This window comes from Staphylococcus sp. HMSC063F05, assembly GCF_001837075.1.
Taxonomy (GTDB): Bacteria; Bacillota; Bacilli; order Staphylococcales; family Staphylococcaceae; genus Staphylococcus; species Staphylococcus epidermidis.
Genome location: NZ_KV831333.1, coordinates 1 through 17,513, shown reverse-complemented (window position 1 = coordinate 17,513; position 17,513 = coordinate 1). Strand labels below are relative to the sequence as shown.

13 protein-coding genes and 2 pseudogenes are annotated in these 17,513 nt (G+C 32.2%); 7 read left to right on the top strand and 8 right to left on the bottom strand.

All coding sequences use genetic code 11. The annotated features are described in order from the left end of the window. The first annotated feature begins 151 nt into the window (after positions 1-151). Positions 152-2,116, top strand: coding sequence for a fructose-1,6-bisphosphatase (locus tag HMPREF2576_RS04600; RefSeq protein WP_002438166.1), 1,965 nt, complete (start codon positions 152-154; stop codon positions 2,114-2,116). 222 nt (positions 2,117-2,338) lie between these two features. On the opposite strand, the gene HMPREF2576_RS04595 is transcribed toward HMPREF2576_RS04600, so the two are convergent. Continuing rightward, positions 2,339-4,126 (bottom strand): cation:proton antiporter, encoded by a 1,788-nt coding sequence (locus tag HMPREF2576_RS04595; RefSeq protein WP_070856505.1) that lies wholly within the window; start codon positions 4,124-4,126, stop codon positions 2,339-2,341. Positions 4,127-4,473: 347 nt separating this feature from the next. Between HMPREF2576_RS04595 and HMPREF2576_RS04590 the strand changes: the two genes are divergently transcribed. Both HMPREF2576_RS04590 and aldA read left to right on the top strand, forming a co-directional pair. Continuing rightward, positions 4,474-5,523 carry a YkvI family membrane protein gene (locus HMPREF2576_RS04590; protein WP_002468263.1) on the top strand — a complete coding sequence of 350 codons (1,050 nt, stop codon included), beginning with the start codon at positions 4,474-4,476 and terminating at the stop codon, positions 5,521-5,523. 248 nt (positions 5,524-5,771) lie between these two features. Next, the gene (gene aldA / locus HMPREF2576_RS04585; protein ID WP_002484955.1) at positions 5,772-7,196 is read left to right on the top strand and encodes an aldehyde dehydrogenase; all 1,425 of its coding nucleotides are present in this window, start codon (positions 5,772-5,774) and stop codon (positions 7,194-7,196) included. A gap of 70 nt (positions 7,197-7,266) precedes the next feature. Here the strand turns inward: aldA and HMPREF2576_RS04580 are convergent, their stop codons facing one another. Further along, the gene (locus HMPREF2576_RS04580; RefSeq protein WP_002484957.1) at positions 7,267-8,214 is read right to left on the bottom strand and encodes a metal ABC transporter solute-binding protein, Zn/Mn family; all 948 of its coding nucleotides are present in this window, start codon (positions 8,212-8,214) and stop codon (positions 7,267-7,269) included. A gap of 166 nt (positions 8,215-8,380) precedes the next feature. Between HMPREF2576_RS04580 and HMPREF2576_RS04575 the strand changes: the two genes are divergently transcribed. After that, positions 8,381-8,662: a GNAT family N-acetyltransferase gene (locus HMPREF2576_RS04575; RefSeq protein WP_002484947.1), complete on the top strand. Its 282-nt coding sequence runs from the start codon at positions 8,381-8,383 to the stop codon at positions 8,660-8,662. Between the two features lie 261 nt (positions 8,663-8,923). Continuing rightward, positions 8,924-9,721 carry a VOC family protein gene (locus tag HMPREF2576_RS04570; protein ID WP_002484948.1) on the top strand — a complete coding sequence of 266 codons (798 nt, stop codon included), beginning with the start codon at positions 8,924-8,926 and terminating at the stop codon, positions 9,719-9,721. 323 nt (positions 9,722-10,044) lie between these two features. Here HMPREF2576_RS04570 and HMPREF2576_RS11590 read toward each other — a convergent pair. The 3 genes and pseudogenes from HMPREF2576_RS11590 to HMPREF2576_RS04560 all read right to left on the bottom strand — a co-directional run bounded on the left by HMPREF2576_RS11590 (position 10,045) and on the right by HMPREF2576_RS04560 (position 13,082). Then, positions 10,045-10,347, bottom strand: a pseudogene (locus HMPREF2576_RS11590) (TM2 domain-containing protein). 200 nt (positions 10,348-10,547) lie between these two features. After that, positions 10,548-12,041, bottom strand: coding sequence for an aldehyde dehydrogenase family protein (locus HMPREF2576_RS04565; protein WP_002438147.1), 1,494 nt, complete (start codon positions 12,039-12,041; stop codon positions 10,548-10,550). A 377-nt stretch (positions 12,042-12,418) separates the two neighbouring features. Then, positions 12,419-13,082 (bottom strand): annotated as a pseudogene (locus tag HMPREF2576_RS04560) (NAD(P)H-dependent oxidoreductase). A gap of 246 nt (positions 13,083-13,328) precedes the next feature. Here HMPREF2576_RS04560 and HMPREF2576_RS04555 point away from each other — a divergent pair. Beyond that, positions 13,329-14,321 (top strand): D-lactate dehydrogenase, encoded by a 993-nt coding sequence (locus HMPREF2576_RS04555; RefSeq protein WP_002456690.1) that lies wholly within the window; start codon positions 13,329-13,331, stop codon positions 14,319-14,321. Between the two features lie 186 nt (positions 14,322-14,507). Here the strand turns inward: HMPREF2576_RS04555 and HMPREF2576_RS04550 are convergent, their stop codons facing one another. Both HMPREF2576_RS04550 and srtA read right to left on the bottom strand, forming a co-directional pair. Further along, positions 14,508-15,317: a Cof-type HAD-IIB family hydrolase gene (locus HMPREF2576_RS04550; protein ID WP_002495509.1), complete on the bottom strand. Its 810-nt coding sequence runs from the start codon at positions 15,315-15,317 to the stop codon at positions 14,508-14,510. A gap of 344 nt (positions 15,318-15,661) precedes the next feature. Beyond that, positions 15,662-16,273 (bottom strand): class A sortase SrtA, encoded by a 612-nt coding sequence (gene srtA / locus HMPREF2576_RS04545; RefSeq protein ID WP_001831599.1) that lies wholly within the window; start codon positions 16,271-16,273, stop codon positions 15,662-15,664. Positions 16,274-16,448: 175 nt separating this feature from the next. Between srtA and HMPREF2576_RS04540 the strand changes: the two genes are divergently transcribed. Beyond that, on the top strand, positions 16,449-16,943 hold the full coding sequence (locus tag HMPREF2576_RS04540) for a GNAT family N-acetyltransferase (protein ID WP_002495508.1): 495 nt from the start codon (positions 16,449-16,451) through the stop codon (positions 16,941-16,943). A gap of 62 nt (positions 16,944-17,005) precedes the next feature. On the opposite strand, the gene HMPREF2576_RS12105 is transcribed toward HMPREF2576_RS04540, so the two are convergent. Continuing rightward, on the bottom strand, positions 17,006-17,182 hold the full coding sequence (locus HMPREF2576_RS12105; RefSeq protein ID WP_002438139.1) for a hypothetical protein: 177 nt from the start codon (positions 17,180-17,182) through the stop codon (positions 17,006-17,008). Between the last annotated feature and the right edge of the window lie 331 nt (positions 17,183-17,513).

Sequence of the window (17,513 nt, the reverse complement as noted above, 5' to 3'; positions counted from 1 at the left end):
TCTTAACGGTTAACTTAGCTTTTTTATTAATTTTAATTTTATGATACGCAATTATTGAAAATTAATTGATTTTTCAAGATAATCTATGTAAGCGCATTATTATAAATAATCGTATCGTTAGGTCGGAAAATATAATTAGAGGTGACTATGCATGACCCATATTACAGAAAGTGAAATGAAACAAAAATATCTAGATTTACTCTCACAAAAATTTGACAGTGCAGAAAAACTTGCTACTGAAATTATTAACTTAGAGTCAATCTTAGAATTACCTAAAGGGACTGAACATTTTGTTAGTGACCTTCATGGTGAATACGAATCTTTCCAACATGTTTTAAGAAACGGATCTGGAAATGTGCGTGCTAAAATTAATGATATCTTCAAAGATAAATTATCCCAGCAAGAAATCAACGACTTAGCAGCATTAGTATACTATCCGGAAGAAAAACTAAAATTAGTTAAAAATAATTTCGATTCAATCGGAACATTAAATATTTGGTATATTACAACCATTCAACGATTAATTGATTTAATTACATATTGCTCATCAAAATATACACGTTCAAAATTACGCAAAGCATTACCTGAACAATACGTTTATATTATTGAAGAGCTACTTTACAAGAGCAATGAATTTCATAATAAAAAGCCTTATTATGAAACATTAGTTAACCAAATTATTGAATTAGAACAATCAGATGATTTAATCATTGGCCTTTCCTATACTGTACAACGTCTAGTCGTAGACCATCTTCATGTCGTGGGCGATATCTATGACCGTGGTCCTAAACCTGATAAGATTATGGATACATTAATAAATTATCATTCTGTAGATATCCAATGGGGAAATCATGATGTATTATGGATTGGCGCCTATGCTGGTTCAAAAGTATGTCTTGCTAACCTTCTACGTATCTGTGCACGTTATGATAATTTAGATATTATTGAAGATGCATATGGCATCAATCTACGCCCTTTACTTACGCTTGCTGAAAAGTATTACGATGCTGAAAACCCAGCGTTTAAACCTAAGAAACGACCAGATAAAGACGTCAGTCTTACAAAACGCGAAGAAAGTCAAATCACAAAAATTCATCAAGCAATTGCGATGATTCAATTTAAACTTGAAATGCCTATTATTAAGCGTCGTCCTTCTTTTGAGATGGAAGAACGTTTAGTTTTAGAAAAAATAGATTATGATAACAATGAAATCACTATATATAATAAAACATATCCGCTTAAAGATACTTGTTTCCAAACTGTAAACCCTAACAATCCCGCTGAGTTACTAGCAGAGGAAAAAGAAGTTATGGATAAGCTATTACTTTCATTCCAACAATCTGAAAAATTAAGACGTCATATGTCTTTCCTTATGCGAAAAGGAAAATTATATCTTCCATATAATGGCAACCTTTTAATTCACGGTTGTATTCCCGTCGATGAAAATGGAGAAATGGAATCATTTGAAATTGAAGGTGAACGTTTAAGCGGTCGTGAACTACTCGATGTTTTTGAATATCATGTAAGAAGAGCTTTTGACCATAAAGAATCTACCGAAGACATTTCTACAGATTTAGTATGGTATCTTTGGACAGGTAAATATTCATCTTTATTTGGTAAACGTGCCATGACAACGTTTGAACGTTATTTTATAGAAGATAAAGCATCTCATAAAGAGGAGAAAAATCCTTATTATTACTTACGTGAAGATGTTGATATGATACGTAAAATGTTAAAGGATTTTGGTCTTAATCCAGATGAAGGACGTATCATAAATGGTCATACGCCTGTTAAAGAAATTGATGGTGAAGATCCAATTAAAGCTAATGGTAAAATGTTAGTCATAGATGGAGGATTTTCAAAAGCTTATCAATCAACAACTGGTATTGCCGGATACACACTTTTATATAATTCATTTGGTATGCAATTGGTTGCACATAAAGAGTTCAATAGAAAAGAAAAAGTGTTATCAATGGGGGCAGATGAATTGTCAGTGAAACGCGTTGTAGATGAAGAATTGCAACGTAAAAAAATTAGAGATACCAATATCGGTAAACAACTTCAAGATCAAATTGATATCCTCAAAATTTTAATGCACGACCGATATTTAACATAATATCTTCAAACATATTTTGTAAGTTGATGTGTAATAACATATCTTATCTCCTAATAACTTAAATTGAAAGCGCCCGTACATACACTCATGTACAGGCGCTTAATTCATGTGCTGAAGTATACTTTGTTTTATTTTGAATTAATTAATGGTCACGTCATTGATTATCTTTTCATAAAACAAATTAATTTTTGAAGTATGGCTTTTTGTAACTTACGCAACACATTAAGTTAAATAAGCATTTTTTAAAATACCATAAACACCTGTTTCATGTTCAGGTATATCTCTATTGCTTCGTTTAAACGTCACTTCTTTATCTTCATTGATATGATAGATTAACATATCATTTTCTGTAATTTTTTCATAATCTTCTGCCGGTACTTCAACAATATTATGTTGTGTAATAAATTGATTAAACCAACGTGGGGTATGATTTTCATCAAATAATATATGATTTCTGATTGGACCATTTAAATTGTTTCGTGCTTGCTCATCATTAAAAGATACTGGCATCATATCTACATTATTCAAGCCAAATTCAGACACCAATTCATTAAATGCTAAACTGTTAAAGATAAACGATTGTGTCATCAAAATACATTTATTATAACGTAATAAATCAGAATAAATTCTATCATTGCTAGATAAAAGATTACCTTTAAATACTTCGAACCCAGCTTCGTGGGCTTTTTCTGATGTGTTTTCAAATAAGTTGAACATCATGACGGGTATACCATGATCCCTTAGATTAATACCAAGATGGAACGAAAATTCACTTTCTCCGACAATGATCACGCCTGGTGGCTCCGTACTTGCTACACCGAACAGTTTACTTAAAGGTGTAAAACCAAATCCATAAATGACTACAGTGATAAATACAAGACCAAAAGTTACTGGTGTAATATATTGAGCCATAGGAATTTTATCGTCCATAAATAAACTTGAGAAGAATTGTGCCACTGTTAAAACCACAATACCTCTAGGCGCCATTAGTGCTACTACTACACGTTCCTTTTTAGTTATTTCAGTACCTAATGTTGAAAGAAGCACTGAAATTGGTCTTACTAATACAATCATAACCAAACTAAAGAGTATGAGCTGCCAAGATAACACATTGAGCAACACATCTTTAGTGAGAGAAGACGTAATTAAAATAAATACAGTACTCACAAGTATAGATGATGCATTATCTATAAAGTGGTCTGATTCTTTAAAGATGAGATCGTGACGTTTTTTACGCGCCATCATTAAGCCAAAAATTGTTACAGCTAGTAAACCTGATTCTGATAATATCTCATCGCAGATACTAAATGTTAAAAGAATAAATACAAGCTGAATGGGTGGCATTAAACTTTGAGGAATTTTATCTTGACCTATAAGCCAATTAAATAGAAAGGCTGCACCAAAACCTATTAAAATTGCAGCTAAGAGTTTCAAGATAAAGAGAATAATAACGACAAAGCCTATCCCTTCCTCAAAAATCTGGAATACATAAAATGCAGTGAGTGCAATAATAGGTCCAATAGGATCTAAGATAATACTTTCCCATCTTAATACTGAATCGACATTTCTTTTTACTTTCGCTTGCTTCAGCAAGGGTTGAATCACGGTTGGACCAGTGATTAGGAATAGTCCTCCGATAACAAATGAAATAGACAGAGGGAAATTCATAGTGACATGTAAAGCGATTGCTCCTAAAATCCATGCAATTCCCGCTCCTATTGTAATAATTCTTATAACAGCTTTAGAAATGCCTTTTAATTCTCTAAAATCTAGATTACTACTACCTTCAAATAATATAATTGCTACAGCAAGAGATACAATTGAACTAAATGCCTCAGGTCCAAGTGCCTCTTTTGGGTTTGCTAGTCCAAAAATAGGTCCTACAAGCAAACCTACGATGGCCATGACAACAATCGATGGCCATTTTATTCTACTCGCTAACCATTGACTAAAAATGCCTAGTGCTAAGAACAATACAATCGTTAGCATCACGGGCAATTCCAATGACATATTAAACACCTTCTTTATTTCTAATTCGATTTATATACTTAATATTGACCTATACTACCAAAAATGCTTTGCAATTGCATTATGATTTGCTTAAAGATAATGTAAACATTTAAATGAAATATATGAATTTAAGTTAGATGGCACTTGACTATACGCACTTATCTGCCATCTTATTTAATCATACCATACTTAAACGTGCACCCTATTTATACAATAGTACATATGTGGCGAACTTTACTGTTTATTTTTTCGGTAAAATCATCTAAAATAGATTAATGTAATTTTTAAAATTTTTGTCAGAAAAATTAATCTAACTTGGATAGCGCTTGAAGGGATTTGTTTATTAAATGAACAATGTTAAAGAATCCATCATTGTTGCCTTCGCCTTTGTAGGCGTTGTAGTTGGAGCAGGATTTGCAACAGGTCAGGAAATCTTTCAGTTCTTCACTAGTCATGGTATTTACAGTATTGGCGGTATTTTTATTACTGGACTTATCTTAACTCTTGGAGGAATATTCGTATTAAATACTGGCTTTCGTCTTAGATCTCAAAACCACTCCGAATCTATTCGTTATTATTTACATCCAACAATAGCTAAATTATTTGATATTATACTTACAGTATTTTTATTTTCTCTAGCAATTATTATGACAGCTGGCGGAGCATCGACTATAAATGAAAGTTTCGGCTTACCTTTTTGGTTAAGTTCTTTCATTTTAGTGATACTTATTTTGATAACATTATTTCTAAAGTTCGATCGTCTTATCGCTGTTTTAGGAGGGGTAACACCATTTCTTGTGGCAGTCGTAGTAATGATTGCAGTGTATTACTTTATTACCGGTGATTTAAACTTTAGTGATGTCAGTCAATATTCAAATCAAAATAAGTCGATTTCACCTGGTTGGTGGTTTGACGCAATTAATTATGCTAGCTTACAAATTGCTGCTGCATTTAGCTTTTTAACTGTAATGGGCGGTAAGCTACGATATCAATCGTCCACAATTTATGGTGGACTTATCGGTGGTATTATTGTGACTTTACTATTACTTTTGATTAATTTTGGTCTTGTTACAGAATTTAATCAAATTAAAGAGGCAGCATTACCATCATTGCTACTTGCTAAGCAGATTTCTCCATCCATTGGTATTATCATGTCTGTCATTATGGTTTTAGTCATATACAATACAGTAGTAGGTTTAATGTACGCCTTTGCATCACGCTTTAGTCGACCGTTTACGAAACGTTATTATATTCTTATAGTTATGATGGCGATAATAACATTTGCTTGTACTTTTGTGGGATTCATTTCTCTCATTGGTAAAGTGTTCCCTATTATGGGACTTTTTGGTTTTATCTTATTGATTCCTGTGATATACAAAGGAATTTTACGAAAATAATAATCTTAGCCTAGGACAAATTGTCTTAGGCTTTTATATTGTCAATAAGGTAAAGAGTTAAACATATACTAAACAAATTTTAATTCTATTAACACTTCCTGTGTGAGTTAACGAATCTATTTAAACACTATTCCACCTTCTTATTGGTTGCTCATTTTCTTGAAGTTCAGGAGAATTTTAATATAAAATAATGCAATTTAAATTTAAAACTGATCTTTCAGGGAATACTTCTAATGGAGGTGTTTAACATGACAAATCAATTATTTATTAACAATGAATTTATAGAAAGTCAGTCTAAAGAGACAATGGATGTCATTAATCCAGCTACTGGCGAGGCATTTGATACTATCACTCTTGCAACTGAAGAGGAAGTAAACGACGCCATTGAAAAATCGCAACAAGCACAACTTGAATGGGAGCGCGTGCCTCAACCTACACGTGCGGAACATGTTAAATTACTTATACCTTTATTAGAAAAAAATCGCGATGAAATAGCTCAATTATACGTAAAAGAACAAGGTAAAACTTTAACGCAAGCTTATGGAGAAATTGACAAATCAATCTCATTTATCGATTATATGACAAGTCTGAGTATGTCAGATAAAGGACGTGTTCTACAAAATAGTATTGCAAATGAAACGATTCAAATTATCAACAAACCTATCGGAGTTACTGCTGGTATTGTGCCATGGAACGCACCGATACTTGTCCTTATGCGAAAAGTCATTCCAGCTATAGTAACTGGTTGTTCAGTAGTGATTAAACCTAGTGAAGAGACAACGTTACTCACTCTTCGATTAGCTGAATTATTCAGAGCATCAACTATACCAGCAGGATTGATTCAAATTGTTCCTGGCACTGGAGAAACAGTAGGTACACAATTAGCTTCGCATAAAGACATTCAACTTATTTCTTTAACTGGAAGTATGAGAGCTGGTAAATCTGTTTACGAAAATGCTGCTCAAACTGTAAAGAAAGTAAATTTAGAATTAGGTGGAAACGCACCAGTCATTGTCACATCAAATGCCGATTTAGATAAAGCAGTTAACTATATCGTGACAGCCCGTATAAATAATGCAGGTCAAGTTTGTACGTGCCCTGAACGTATCTTTGTACATGAAGATGTTCACGATGACTTTTTAAATAAAGTAACTTCCAAAATGAAAAGCTTAACTGTTGGAGATCCATTTGATGAAAACACCGATTACGGCGCAATTATTAACCAAAAACAACTTGATAGTATTCATGAAAAGGTTCAAGATGCTATTAAAAATGGTGCAACATTGATGACTGGTGGACATCAATTAAAACGCCATGGTTTCTTCTACGCACCAACGGTATTAGATAACGTTAGAAAAGACGATAATGTGTTTAAAGATGAAATTTTTGGTCCAGTTCTTGCGATAACAACATACCGCGATTTTGAACAAGTGATTGAAGACGCTAATGATACAAACGCTGGCTTATCTTCTTATATCTTCTCTGAAAATTTAACAGAAGTAATGACAGCAACCGAACGTCTAAAATTTGGTGAAGTATATGCAAATTGTGAGGCTGAAGAAGTCGTTAATGGCTATCACGCAGGTTGGCGTGAATCAGGCTTAGGTGGCGCTGACGGTATTCACGGTTTTGAAGAATACTACAATACCACAGTAAGTTATATTAGATACTAATGTAATCATTATCATATAACTAACGGGGTGGGTTTAACGTTTTATTTAGAACGTTAGACCCACCCCGTTTTTAATTATTGAGTGCGCGATTTAATACGTAAATGTTCTTTTTCATTAATGATTGGTATGAAATTGAATCATCATTTTGCTCCTCTTTAGTCAATACAGCTAGATTATGAAAACTTAATGGTTTCGTATCTGTTTCTTTCTTAATAACATCTGTAATTTTGGAGGTAATATTTTGTTCATATAAAACATAAGGCGCATGCGAATGTTGAATATCTTTAACGATATTCAAAATCTCTTTTTGACTAGGTTCTTCATCATTCATACCTTTAACACCTTGTTGTTTAAAACCATAACGATGCGCTAAATATCCAAGCGAATCATGTGAAATCACAACTTTATCCCTTTTAGAATGCTTCGTTATTGATTGTAGTTGTTGATCAATATGCACAATATCTTTATTTACCATTTTATAATTTTTATTGTAATAAGCTTGATGTTTAGGGTCTTTCTCTATTAATTTCTCTTTGATCATGAAAGCGAATTTTTGATTTAGAACAGGATCTAACCAAACATGAGGATCTTGATTCGATTCTTCATGATGTGAATGATGCTCGTGATCTTCATCATGGCCTTTAGAGTCAATAAAATCACTTTGTTTGAGTCCTTCGGCAAGCGCTAATTTCATACTATTATTGGTCATCGAATTCGTAATCTTTGCAGCGACAGGATCTAATTGATGGCTTGAATAGACAAACAGATCACTTTTGGCAATATCAATCATATCTTTTTGTGTTGGTTCATATGAGTGTAAATCTGCACCATCAGGATAGATTGATTGCACGTCAACATATTTTCCGCCAATCTGTTGTGTCAAACTTTGAAATGCGTATACAGTCGTGTATACTTTCATTTTATTCTTGTCATTAATACTTTCGCGTTTACGATGATCAAAGCTACTGCATCCGCTTAACATTAAAATGATGATTGACACTATAATTAATTTCTTCAATATAAGTGCTCCCTACTATGACCAATTTATACGCTTATCACTATATCCGTTACATTATAAAAAAGCAATAGTTATCAATATAAATGTAAACTGTAAACTAATTATGTTTGAAAACGTCAAAGCGTGATAAATATAACTATATACTATTTTAAAGGAGTGAACGTCGATGGCTGCAGAAATTAAACAAGGCGATCATAAATTCTATGTAGGTGATGACGAAAATAACCCAAAAGCTGTTATTACATTTAAAGAGGTTGATAACAATGAAATAGACATTGATCATACTGGAGTTTCTGATGAACTCGGTGGACAAGGTCTAGGTAAAAAATTAGTTAATCGTGTTGTTGAACATGCACGAGAAAACAATCTAAAAATTATCGCTTCTTGTCCATTCGCAAAAAACGTATTAGAAAAAGATGATCATGCACAAGATGTTTATTTAGGATAGTTTATGTGAATGTACTCATATCAATTTGAGATATACGTCATTCGCTTATTTCACCGAAAATTTATAGCAGTTGACTAAATATGCAATACGTTTATCAAATGGCCACACATATAGTCAACTATGTAAGAGTAGAACTAATTTCAAAATAATTTAGTTCTACTCTTTTATTTAGATTTTATATTAGTTCAATATATTAGCTATTTTAATATCTTTTAAGTATATTAATTATACTTATTTTAAAATTGAAAGGAACACGAAACTATGACAAATTTTCATTCTATAGATGCTACACAAGTAACAAACGTCACTTTAAATGTTAAAGATTTAAATAAATTAACTGATTTCTATTCTAATGTATTAGGTTTTTCTATTGAAAAACAAACGAATCAACAAACCGTATTCAACATCGGAAATCTTGGTTATACTTTAACTTTAAATGAACTTAACAACGGTCGACAACCGGAATTTAGAGAAGCAGGGTTATTCCATGTTGCTTATCTTTTACCGACTCGTAGCGATTTAGCAGACTTCCTTTATCATGCTAACAATCTCAACATCGCAATGGGTGGTGGAGATCACCTTGTCAGTGAAGCGCTATATTTCACTGATCCTGAAGGCAATGGTATTGAAGTCTATCATGATCGCCCTTCAGAAGACTGGGTGTGGCGAGACGGTTTTGTCAAAATGGATACATTGGAAGTTGATGTCAATGATTTAATGACTCAACGGTCAAATGAAGGTTGGCAAGGTTGGTCGGAAGAAGGAAAAATCGGGCATTTACATCTCAAAACACACAATTTAGAATCTGCTTATGCATTTTATGTTGAAAAGTTAGGGTTCGAACATATATCTAATTTCCCACAAGCACTATTTATGTCCACTCAAAAGTATCATCATCATATAGCTACAAATTCTTGGCAGTCAAATAAGATTAGAACTCAAAATGAACAAACTTATGGTTTATGTCACTTTGACATATATCAACCTAATGCAAATACTACTCATGTTACTTCACCTGAAGGCTTTGACATTACAATTCATGGTAACGAAATAAAATAACGATAATAACTTATCGTAGTTGATACATGCCTTATTTTGAATAAGTTATCCAAGTTACCGACAACTTGCTTTGCCCGTTGAATTTCTCGGTGAAATTCTCTTTGTTGGGGCCCCGAACCCCAACTTGCCTTGTCCGTGGAATTTCAACATGTACTTCGTCTTTATGGGGGTGTTGAAAGTGTTTGATATATGGCAGGTGTATTTTCTAATGGTTTGTCTATATATTAAGAAAACCTGAGACAAGATTGATGTGTACTATACCTCACAATGTTAGAATTTAATCTAACTTTGCGTTGCACTCAATGTCTCAGGTTTTTATAATTTTATTTATTTTTCATTAATTTTATTTCGCTTAAAGCTTGCTGACGTATTCTATCTTCATCTTCTTTAACCCAGTTTGGAATTAAAAAAGCATCAATAATAGTCCAAATTAAAGTAGGAATTCCAAAAGTAAACCAAACAGTTAATAATGTTAAGACTAATAATCCAACTCCACTTCCTACTTTACCATGGTAAAATCTGTGTGCTCCAAATCCTCCTAAAAAGAACCAAAGTACTTAAGATACAGCAGTAGGTTTTCCACGATTTGTTACTTGTTGTTCAATATAACTTTTTTCTAGATTCATAAAATCTCTCACAACATTTTCATATTTAAAATGATTGTACCATACAAAATATAAATGCGGATATTAATTTATTATTTTTCACCAGATAAATAAATTTTTGTGTAATACTCAAAAATATTTTCGGCTTTTAATTGAAGTAAAATTTCAACAAAAAACAGGACGCACGCATACGCATGCATCCTGTAAAGTGTCTCGTTTTATTAATATAAACCTTTAGTTTGGTTGCTTGTATCAATAAAGATATTTTTAACTTGTTGATAGTTTTTGATAGCATCTTTATATACTTCGCGCCCAATACCTGATTTTTTATATCCTCCGAATGGCGCACCTGCAGGAATTTGATTATAAGTGTTAATCCAAATACGACCTGTTCTCATAGCTTTAGCTACATTTAATGCACGATGAATATCTGTAGTAAAGATACCTCCAGCTAAACCATACTCAGAATCATTTGCAATTTCGATAGCTTCTTGCTCATCATCGAATTTTTCAACTACTACAACTGGACCGAAGATTTCTTCTTGAGCAAGTTGATGCTTGTTATCGTTAATCTCAATAATTGTAGGCTCAAAGAAGTAACCTTTGTCTAAGCCGTTATCTGTGATTCGATGACCACCAGTTAAGATGTTCGCTTTGTCATCTTCTTCAGCAATTTTTATATAACTTTCAATTTTATCTAATTGTTCTGGTCCAGTTTGCGCACTCATTTTAGTATCTTCATCAAATGGATCGCCAACTTTAATATTTTCAAATGCTTCTTTCAATTTTGGCAACAATTCATCGTAAATAGATGATTGTACTAATAATCTTGAACCTGCACTACATACTTCACCTTGGTTAAATAATATACCAAGTTGAACACCTTCAATCACTTGCTCTAAATTAGCATCATCAAAGATAATATTAGCACTTTTACCACCTAGTTCTAATGTTGTAGGAACGATACGTTCAGCACCTGCTTGTGCTACACCGTAACCCACGTCAGTAGAACCTGTAAATGATAACTTATCTACACCTTCATGATGGAAAATAGCGTCTCCTGATTCAGACCCTTTACCAGTTAAGACATTAACTACTCCTTTAGGAAGAACTTCTTGGAAAATTTTAGCAAGTTCAATTAATGATAAAGGCGTAGATGATGATGGTTGAATTACTACTGTGTTACCTGCTGCTAAAGCCGGTCCTAATTTCCATGAAGCTAATAAAATTGGGAAATTCCATGCTACTACTGCACCAACAACCCCAACAGGTTCATTAACAACTAAACTCATTGTATTTTGATCAATTTCATTAACTGAACCTTCGTCAGTTGTTAAAACACTAGCAAAATACTTAAATTGATTGGCTGCTTGTGGTACATCAATTGTTGATGTTTCACGATAAGGTTTACCATTTTGCAGTGATTCAACCGTCGCTAAATGTTCAGTTTTCTCATGAATACGTCGACTAATTTCTAATAAATAATCTGCACGTTCTTCTTTAGAAATCTTACTCCAACTATCAAATGCATCATGAGCTGCTTGAACAGCTTTATCTACATCTTTTTTACCAGCGCGTGCAACTTTAGCTAAATCTTCACCATTAGCTGGATTAGAAACAGTTAATGTTTCCCCACTATCACTAGCTTGGAATTCATTGTTAATAAACAAGCCGTAACTTTCATCTATATAATTTCTTACGTTAATATTTGTCATTAAAACCCATCCTTTTTTAGTGATATTTGAAGTAATCGCTTATCCCTAATAAAATGTAAGCGTTTACTTAATGTAATACCTATTTTAACCTCTTTTGTAAATAATGCAAAATTATCTGTTTGCATCATCATTAAAAGCGACTATTGTATGTTGTACCCGCTTTGAATTTTATTATTCAACGTATAAAAATTCTATTATATTCAACAAAACAACCTGAGACTTCAAGTAAAAGTCTCAGGTTGCTTATATATTAATTATTGATAACTCACTTAATCTTACATTCGTATAATCGTACTAGATTAAAGTTCTCACTATCGTGAGTTAACTATGATATTTAACATAAATCCATGTTATACCCTGGGTTTCATAGAATTTCTTTATTCAATCCAACTAATGATGTCGTCTTCGTTTTGTCTAACTTTGCCATGTTTAGGTTCTTGTGCTCTGTAACCAAAGCCTACCATAACTGAAATACCAAATTGTTCCGTATCTAAAACACCCTCATCTGAAAGAATTTCAGTCACTTTATCTAAATCAAATCCTTCAATTGGACATGAGTCGATACCTAGTAATGCAGCACTTGTCATCATGTTTGCTAATGCAATATATGTTTGTTTTACTCGCCCAGTCATATAATGTTCGTTCATTATCGGCAATATGGAAACTTTCTTGGAAATCATCAAATTTATTTTCAACTGCTGGAATTGTACTTTCTTCATATTTTTTGACGCCACGAAGTAAATGTTGCACGTAATCTGTATGAGCCGTCACATTCTTACGAGCAAAAATTAATACAAAGTGACTTGCTGTATCAAGTTGCTTTTGTGCTCCCCAACTATAGGCTTTCAATTTTTCTCTCAATTCTTTATTTTGAACCACTACAAAGTGCCAAGGTTCTAAACCTAGTGAACTTGGAGATAATCTACCTGTTTCTAAAATCGTATTAAAATCTTCATCACTAATTTTTTTCGTAGGGTCAAATTCTTTTGTCGCATGTCTAAAATGGAATGCATCAATAATCGTTTGATTCATCTGATTCATAATCATACCTTCCTCTCTTTACTTCTGTTGATACAAATTATATACGACTTCAAAAAGTAACTAAAGTAATTGATTTCTAATCTCTTCAGCTCACTTATATAGTTAGTATAATTTAGAAATTTAAAAGACCTATGAAGTAACTTGTTTAGTGAATTAAATCACATATAATTAAAAAATCATAAGTACTGACTTGTGAATGTTTTTACTATTTATTAATTACAAATTTTAGAAATGGGGTAATTTTTAATGACAAAAATTATGTTTTTCGGCACAAGAGCATATGAGAAGGACATGGCATTACGTTGGGGAAAGAAAAATAATATCGATGTCACTACATCAACAGAACTTTTAAGTGTAGATACTGTCGATCAATTAAAAGATTATGACGGTGTTACAACAATGCAGTTCGGTAAATTAGAACCTGAAGTTTACCCTAAATTAGAGTCCTATGGTATTAAACAAATTGCACAACGTACGGCTGGATTTGATATGTATGACTTAGAACTTGCAAAAAAACATGAAATTATTATCTCGAATATACCTAGTTATTCACCTGAAACAATTGCTGAATATTCGGTATCTATCGCTCTGCAACTCGTACGAAAATTCCCAACAATTGAAAAACGTGTGCAAGCACATAATTTCACATGGGCGTCCCCTATTATGTCTCGTCCAGTAAAAAATATGACTGTAGCAATCATCGGTACAGGGCGTATTGGTGCTGCAACTGGTAAAATCTATGCTGGTTTTGGTGCGAGAGTAGTTGGTTATGATGCATATCCTAATCATTCTTTATCTTTCTTAGAATATAAAGAAACAGTAGAGGATGCAATTAAAGATGCTGATATTATCTCATTACATGTACCCGCTAATAAAGATAGTTTCCATTTATTTGATAACAATATGTTTAAAAATGTTAAAAAAGGTGCCGTTTTAGTCAATGCCGCAAGAGGAGCTGTGATAAACACGCCTGATTTAATTGAAGCAGTAAATAATGGTACATTATCAGGTGCTGCCATTGACACATATGAAAATGAAGCTAATTATTTCACATTTGATTGTTCAAATCAAACGATTGACGACCCAATATTATTAGACCTAATTAGAAATGAAAATATTTTAGTTACACCTCATATTGCCTTTTTCTCCGATGAAGCAGTACAAAATTTAGTAGAGGGTGGTTTGAATGCAGCATTATCAGTAATTAATACTGGCACATGTGATACGCGATTAAACTAATACGAATAAAGTCAGTAATCACTGTAATCAAGATATTATTTATCATTATTTCGATTTACTTAACCTATATCATTACATCACAATATCACTTGGTATTGTTGCGAATAAAATAAAAAAGACTTTACTTTTCTAAAAAAATGGTTAAGTGTCTGTACATGTTAACGTTTCAGACATTTAACCATTTTATTATTTATTGGAATAACCGAGAACAACATTTTCGATTGTTGATAGTACGCCTTGTTCATCATTGGAAGGTGCCACATGACTCGCTATATTAAATAATGATTGATCTTCACTATTAGCCATAACATAACTATGTTCGGCAAGCTCCAACATATCTTTATCGTTATTTGCATCTCCAAATGCCATTAAATGTGAAGCAGGCATTTGCCATTCTTTTAATAATCTAGACAAAGCTTGACCCTTAGTCATATTTGGCATAATAACATCTATACTATCTCTCCCACTTGATACTAGTTTAATATCGTCTTTAAACTTAAGAGCTAATTTCTCATCTAAGTCTGGATGAGTCTGACGATTTATATTGAAAGCAATTTTCACATAATCATCATCAGGTAATGTTTGTAAGGAGTCAACCTCTATTAGTTGGTGATAATATGTACGTGCATCTTGCTTAAATGCTTCGCTTGTTTCTTTTAAAATATATGCACTTTTTACACCACAAATAATCAAATTGTTTATCTTTTGATTCAAATTTAAATAATTTACAACTTTTTGAAAAATATACTGATCAAAACTTCGATAATTGTAAAGTTGATTACCTTTATAGATGACTGCTCCATTTTCAGATATAAAGAACATTTCCCTATCTCCAAAAATTGATTTTAGCTTTGCAAATTGATTCCCACTCGCAGCTATAAACTTAATATTTTTATCTATTAATTCTTTAAAAATAGTTTCAAAACGATTTCGATCAAACTGTTTATTTGTGTCAAGAAATGTTCCATCCATATCTACCGCAATGGCTTTAATCATCGTTAATCCCCCTATCTATAGATTAAAATTCATAATCATTATATAGCTGTTGGATTTGGTATTGAAGCAATATCAAATATAGTGAAAACATATTCATATATTGAAATTGTTTTCAACATAAAAAATAATTACCTTTGTCATTCACACTATCGCTTAATATATAAGATAAATCTCTTATTTTCATTTATATAACTTGAATCAAAAATATTAAAAAGAGCCAAGGACATTCACTTTGTCCTCGACCCTCTAATCAATAAGTTATTAAAATTTATTTTAACAAAGCATCTTCTCGAAGAAGAACATAATTAATACAGTTTATTACGTATCTTTCACTTATAAGAATATTAGTTAATTTGTGTAGCTATGAATATTTTCCTTGTTTCCCAAACACCCGTTTCTTCGTTATAGTCATCGCAAGTAATTAATGTTAATTGATTTTTCTTATTAGGATGTTCGTCTAATACCTTAACCTCTGTAGGCTTAACATCACGTATTTTAGTTATTTTATACTTTCTAGTTTGATTTCCAGTTTTAAAATACACTTTACTACCGATTTTGGCTGATTTTAAATTTGTAAATTGATAGTGCGAACGATCTGTAAACGTATGACCAGCAATTGAAATATTCTGTTGATTAAGAGATTCGTCACCTTCTGCAAAACTAACACCTCTATTGAGTTGTTCTGGTGTTGCTGGACCAGGGTATACTGGTTCTTTTATTTGTGCATCTGGAACTTCTATATAACCAGCCATTTTAGATTTATCGGAAGGTATCTTTGGCGTCGATTTAGATGTCTTTGTCTGTTCTTTTTCCTTTTTATCATAATTTTCAATTTTATGATCGTTATCTTTTTCATGTAGATAATTATCGATATATGGCTTTGAGAATAAATAAATAGCTAAAATGATTAACAATACGCCTATTAAGGTGATTAATCTATTCATCCACTGCTTCATTTATGTTACTCCTTTATATTTATTTCGCAAATTATATAATTTTAGTTTAGTATAGCATTAAATTAAAAATTCAACATTACATGATATGAAATAGATGAGAATGCATATTAACCTCTGAAAATGACGCACTATCTATTGAATGAGAATAATAATTTTAAAGATTTGAGGGATTGAGATGATTAGATTTGCACGACTAGAAGATCTTCAAGATATTTTGACAATTTATAATGATGCCATCCTTAATACAACAGCTGTTTATACGTATAAGCCACAACAATTAGATGAACGTCTTCAATGGTATCAATCTAAAGCAAAAATAAACGAACCTATATGGGTTTATGAAAAAGAAGGGAAAGTAGTTGGTTTTGCCACTTATGGTTCCTTTAGACAATGGCCGGCCTATTTATATACTATTGAACATTCTATATATGTTCATCAACAGTACAGAGGACTAGGTATCGCTTCTCAATTATTAGAGAATTTAATTCGTTACGCTAAAGAACAAGGTTATCGCACCATTGTTGCTGGGATTGATGCATCGAACATGGATAGTATCGCATTGCATAAGAAGTTTGACTTCTCACATGCAGGTACAATTAAAAATGTAGGTTATAAATTTGATCGATGGCTCGATTTATCATTTTATCAATATGATTTATCTGATTCATAAAAAAGTGTGGAGTTATTATTAAATAAGTTAATCCAAAAAGATACTCTTTATTTTTTATTTCTTCAGTCTTCTTTTTTATTTTCAATAACAAAACGAATGTAATAGAACATAAAAACAATTATCATGCTCAATGATAATGATTTAAATAGCAAGTTGGGCCATGTTCCCTCGATAGTCCATAAATAAGTTATCGTCGTGTTAATGATGAATGCGATGAAAATCAAAAATAATCTCAGCATTTCATCAACCCCTTTTTAGCTATTTTATGTCGTTGTCAGAAAATTTGCAATATACAAAGGCTAGGACATAATTCCTAGCAAAATAGCCAGTAAATGAGTTTTTATAAATTCATTTACTGGCTTCTTTATTTATAATACTACGTATTGTTTTCTCGCTTTCTTATCGGACAGCTTCAGCCTGTAGTCTTCAGCTTGTCCTGTTCCCTCAAGAGTCTCGCCAAAATACTTTGTGTTTATATGTCATTTTACATTAAAATACTTTGAAAATAAGACCTTTCCGTAAAATTTAATAAATAGCAATAAACAAAATTAACGAGGTGCCTTATGTATA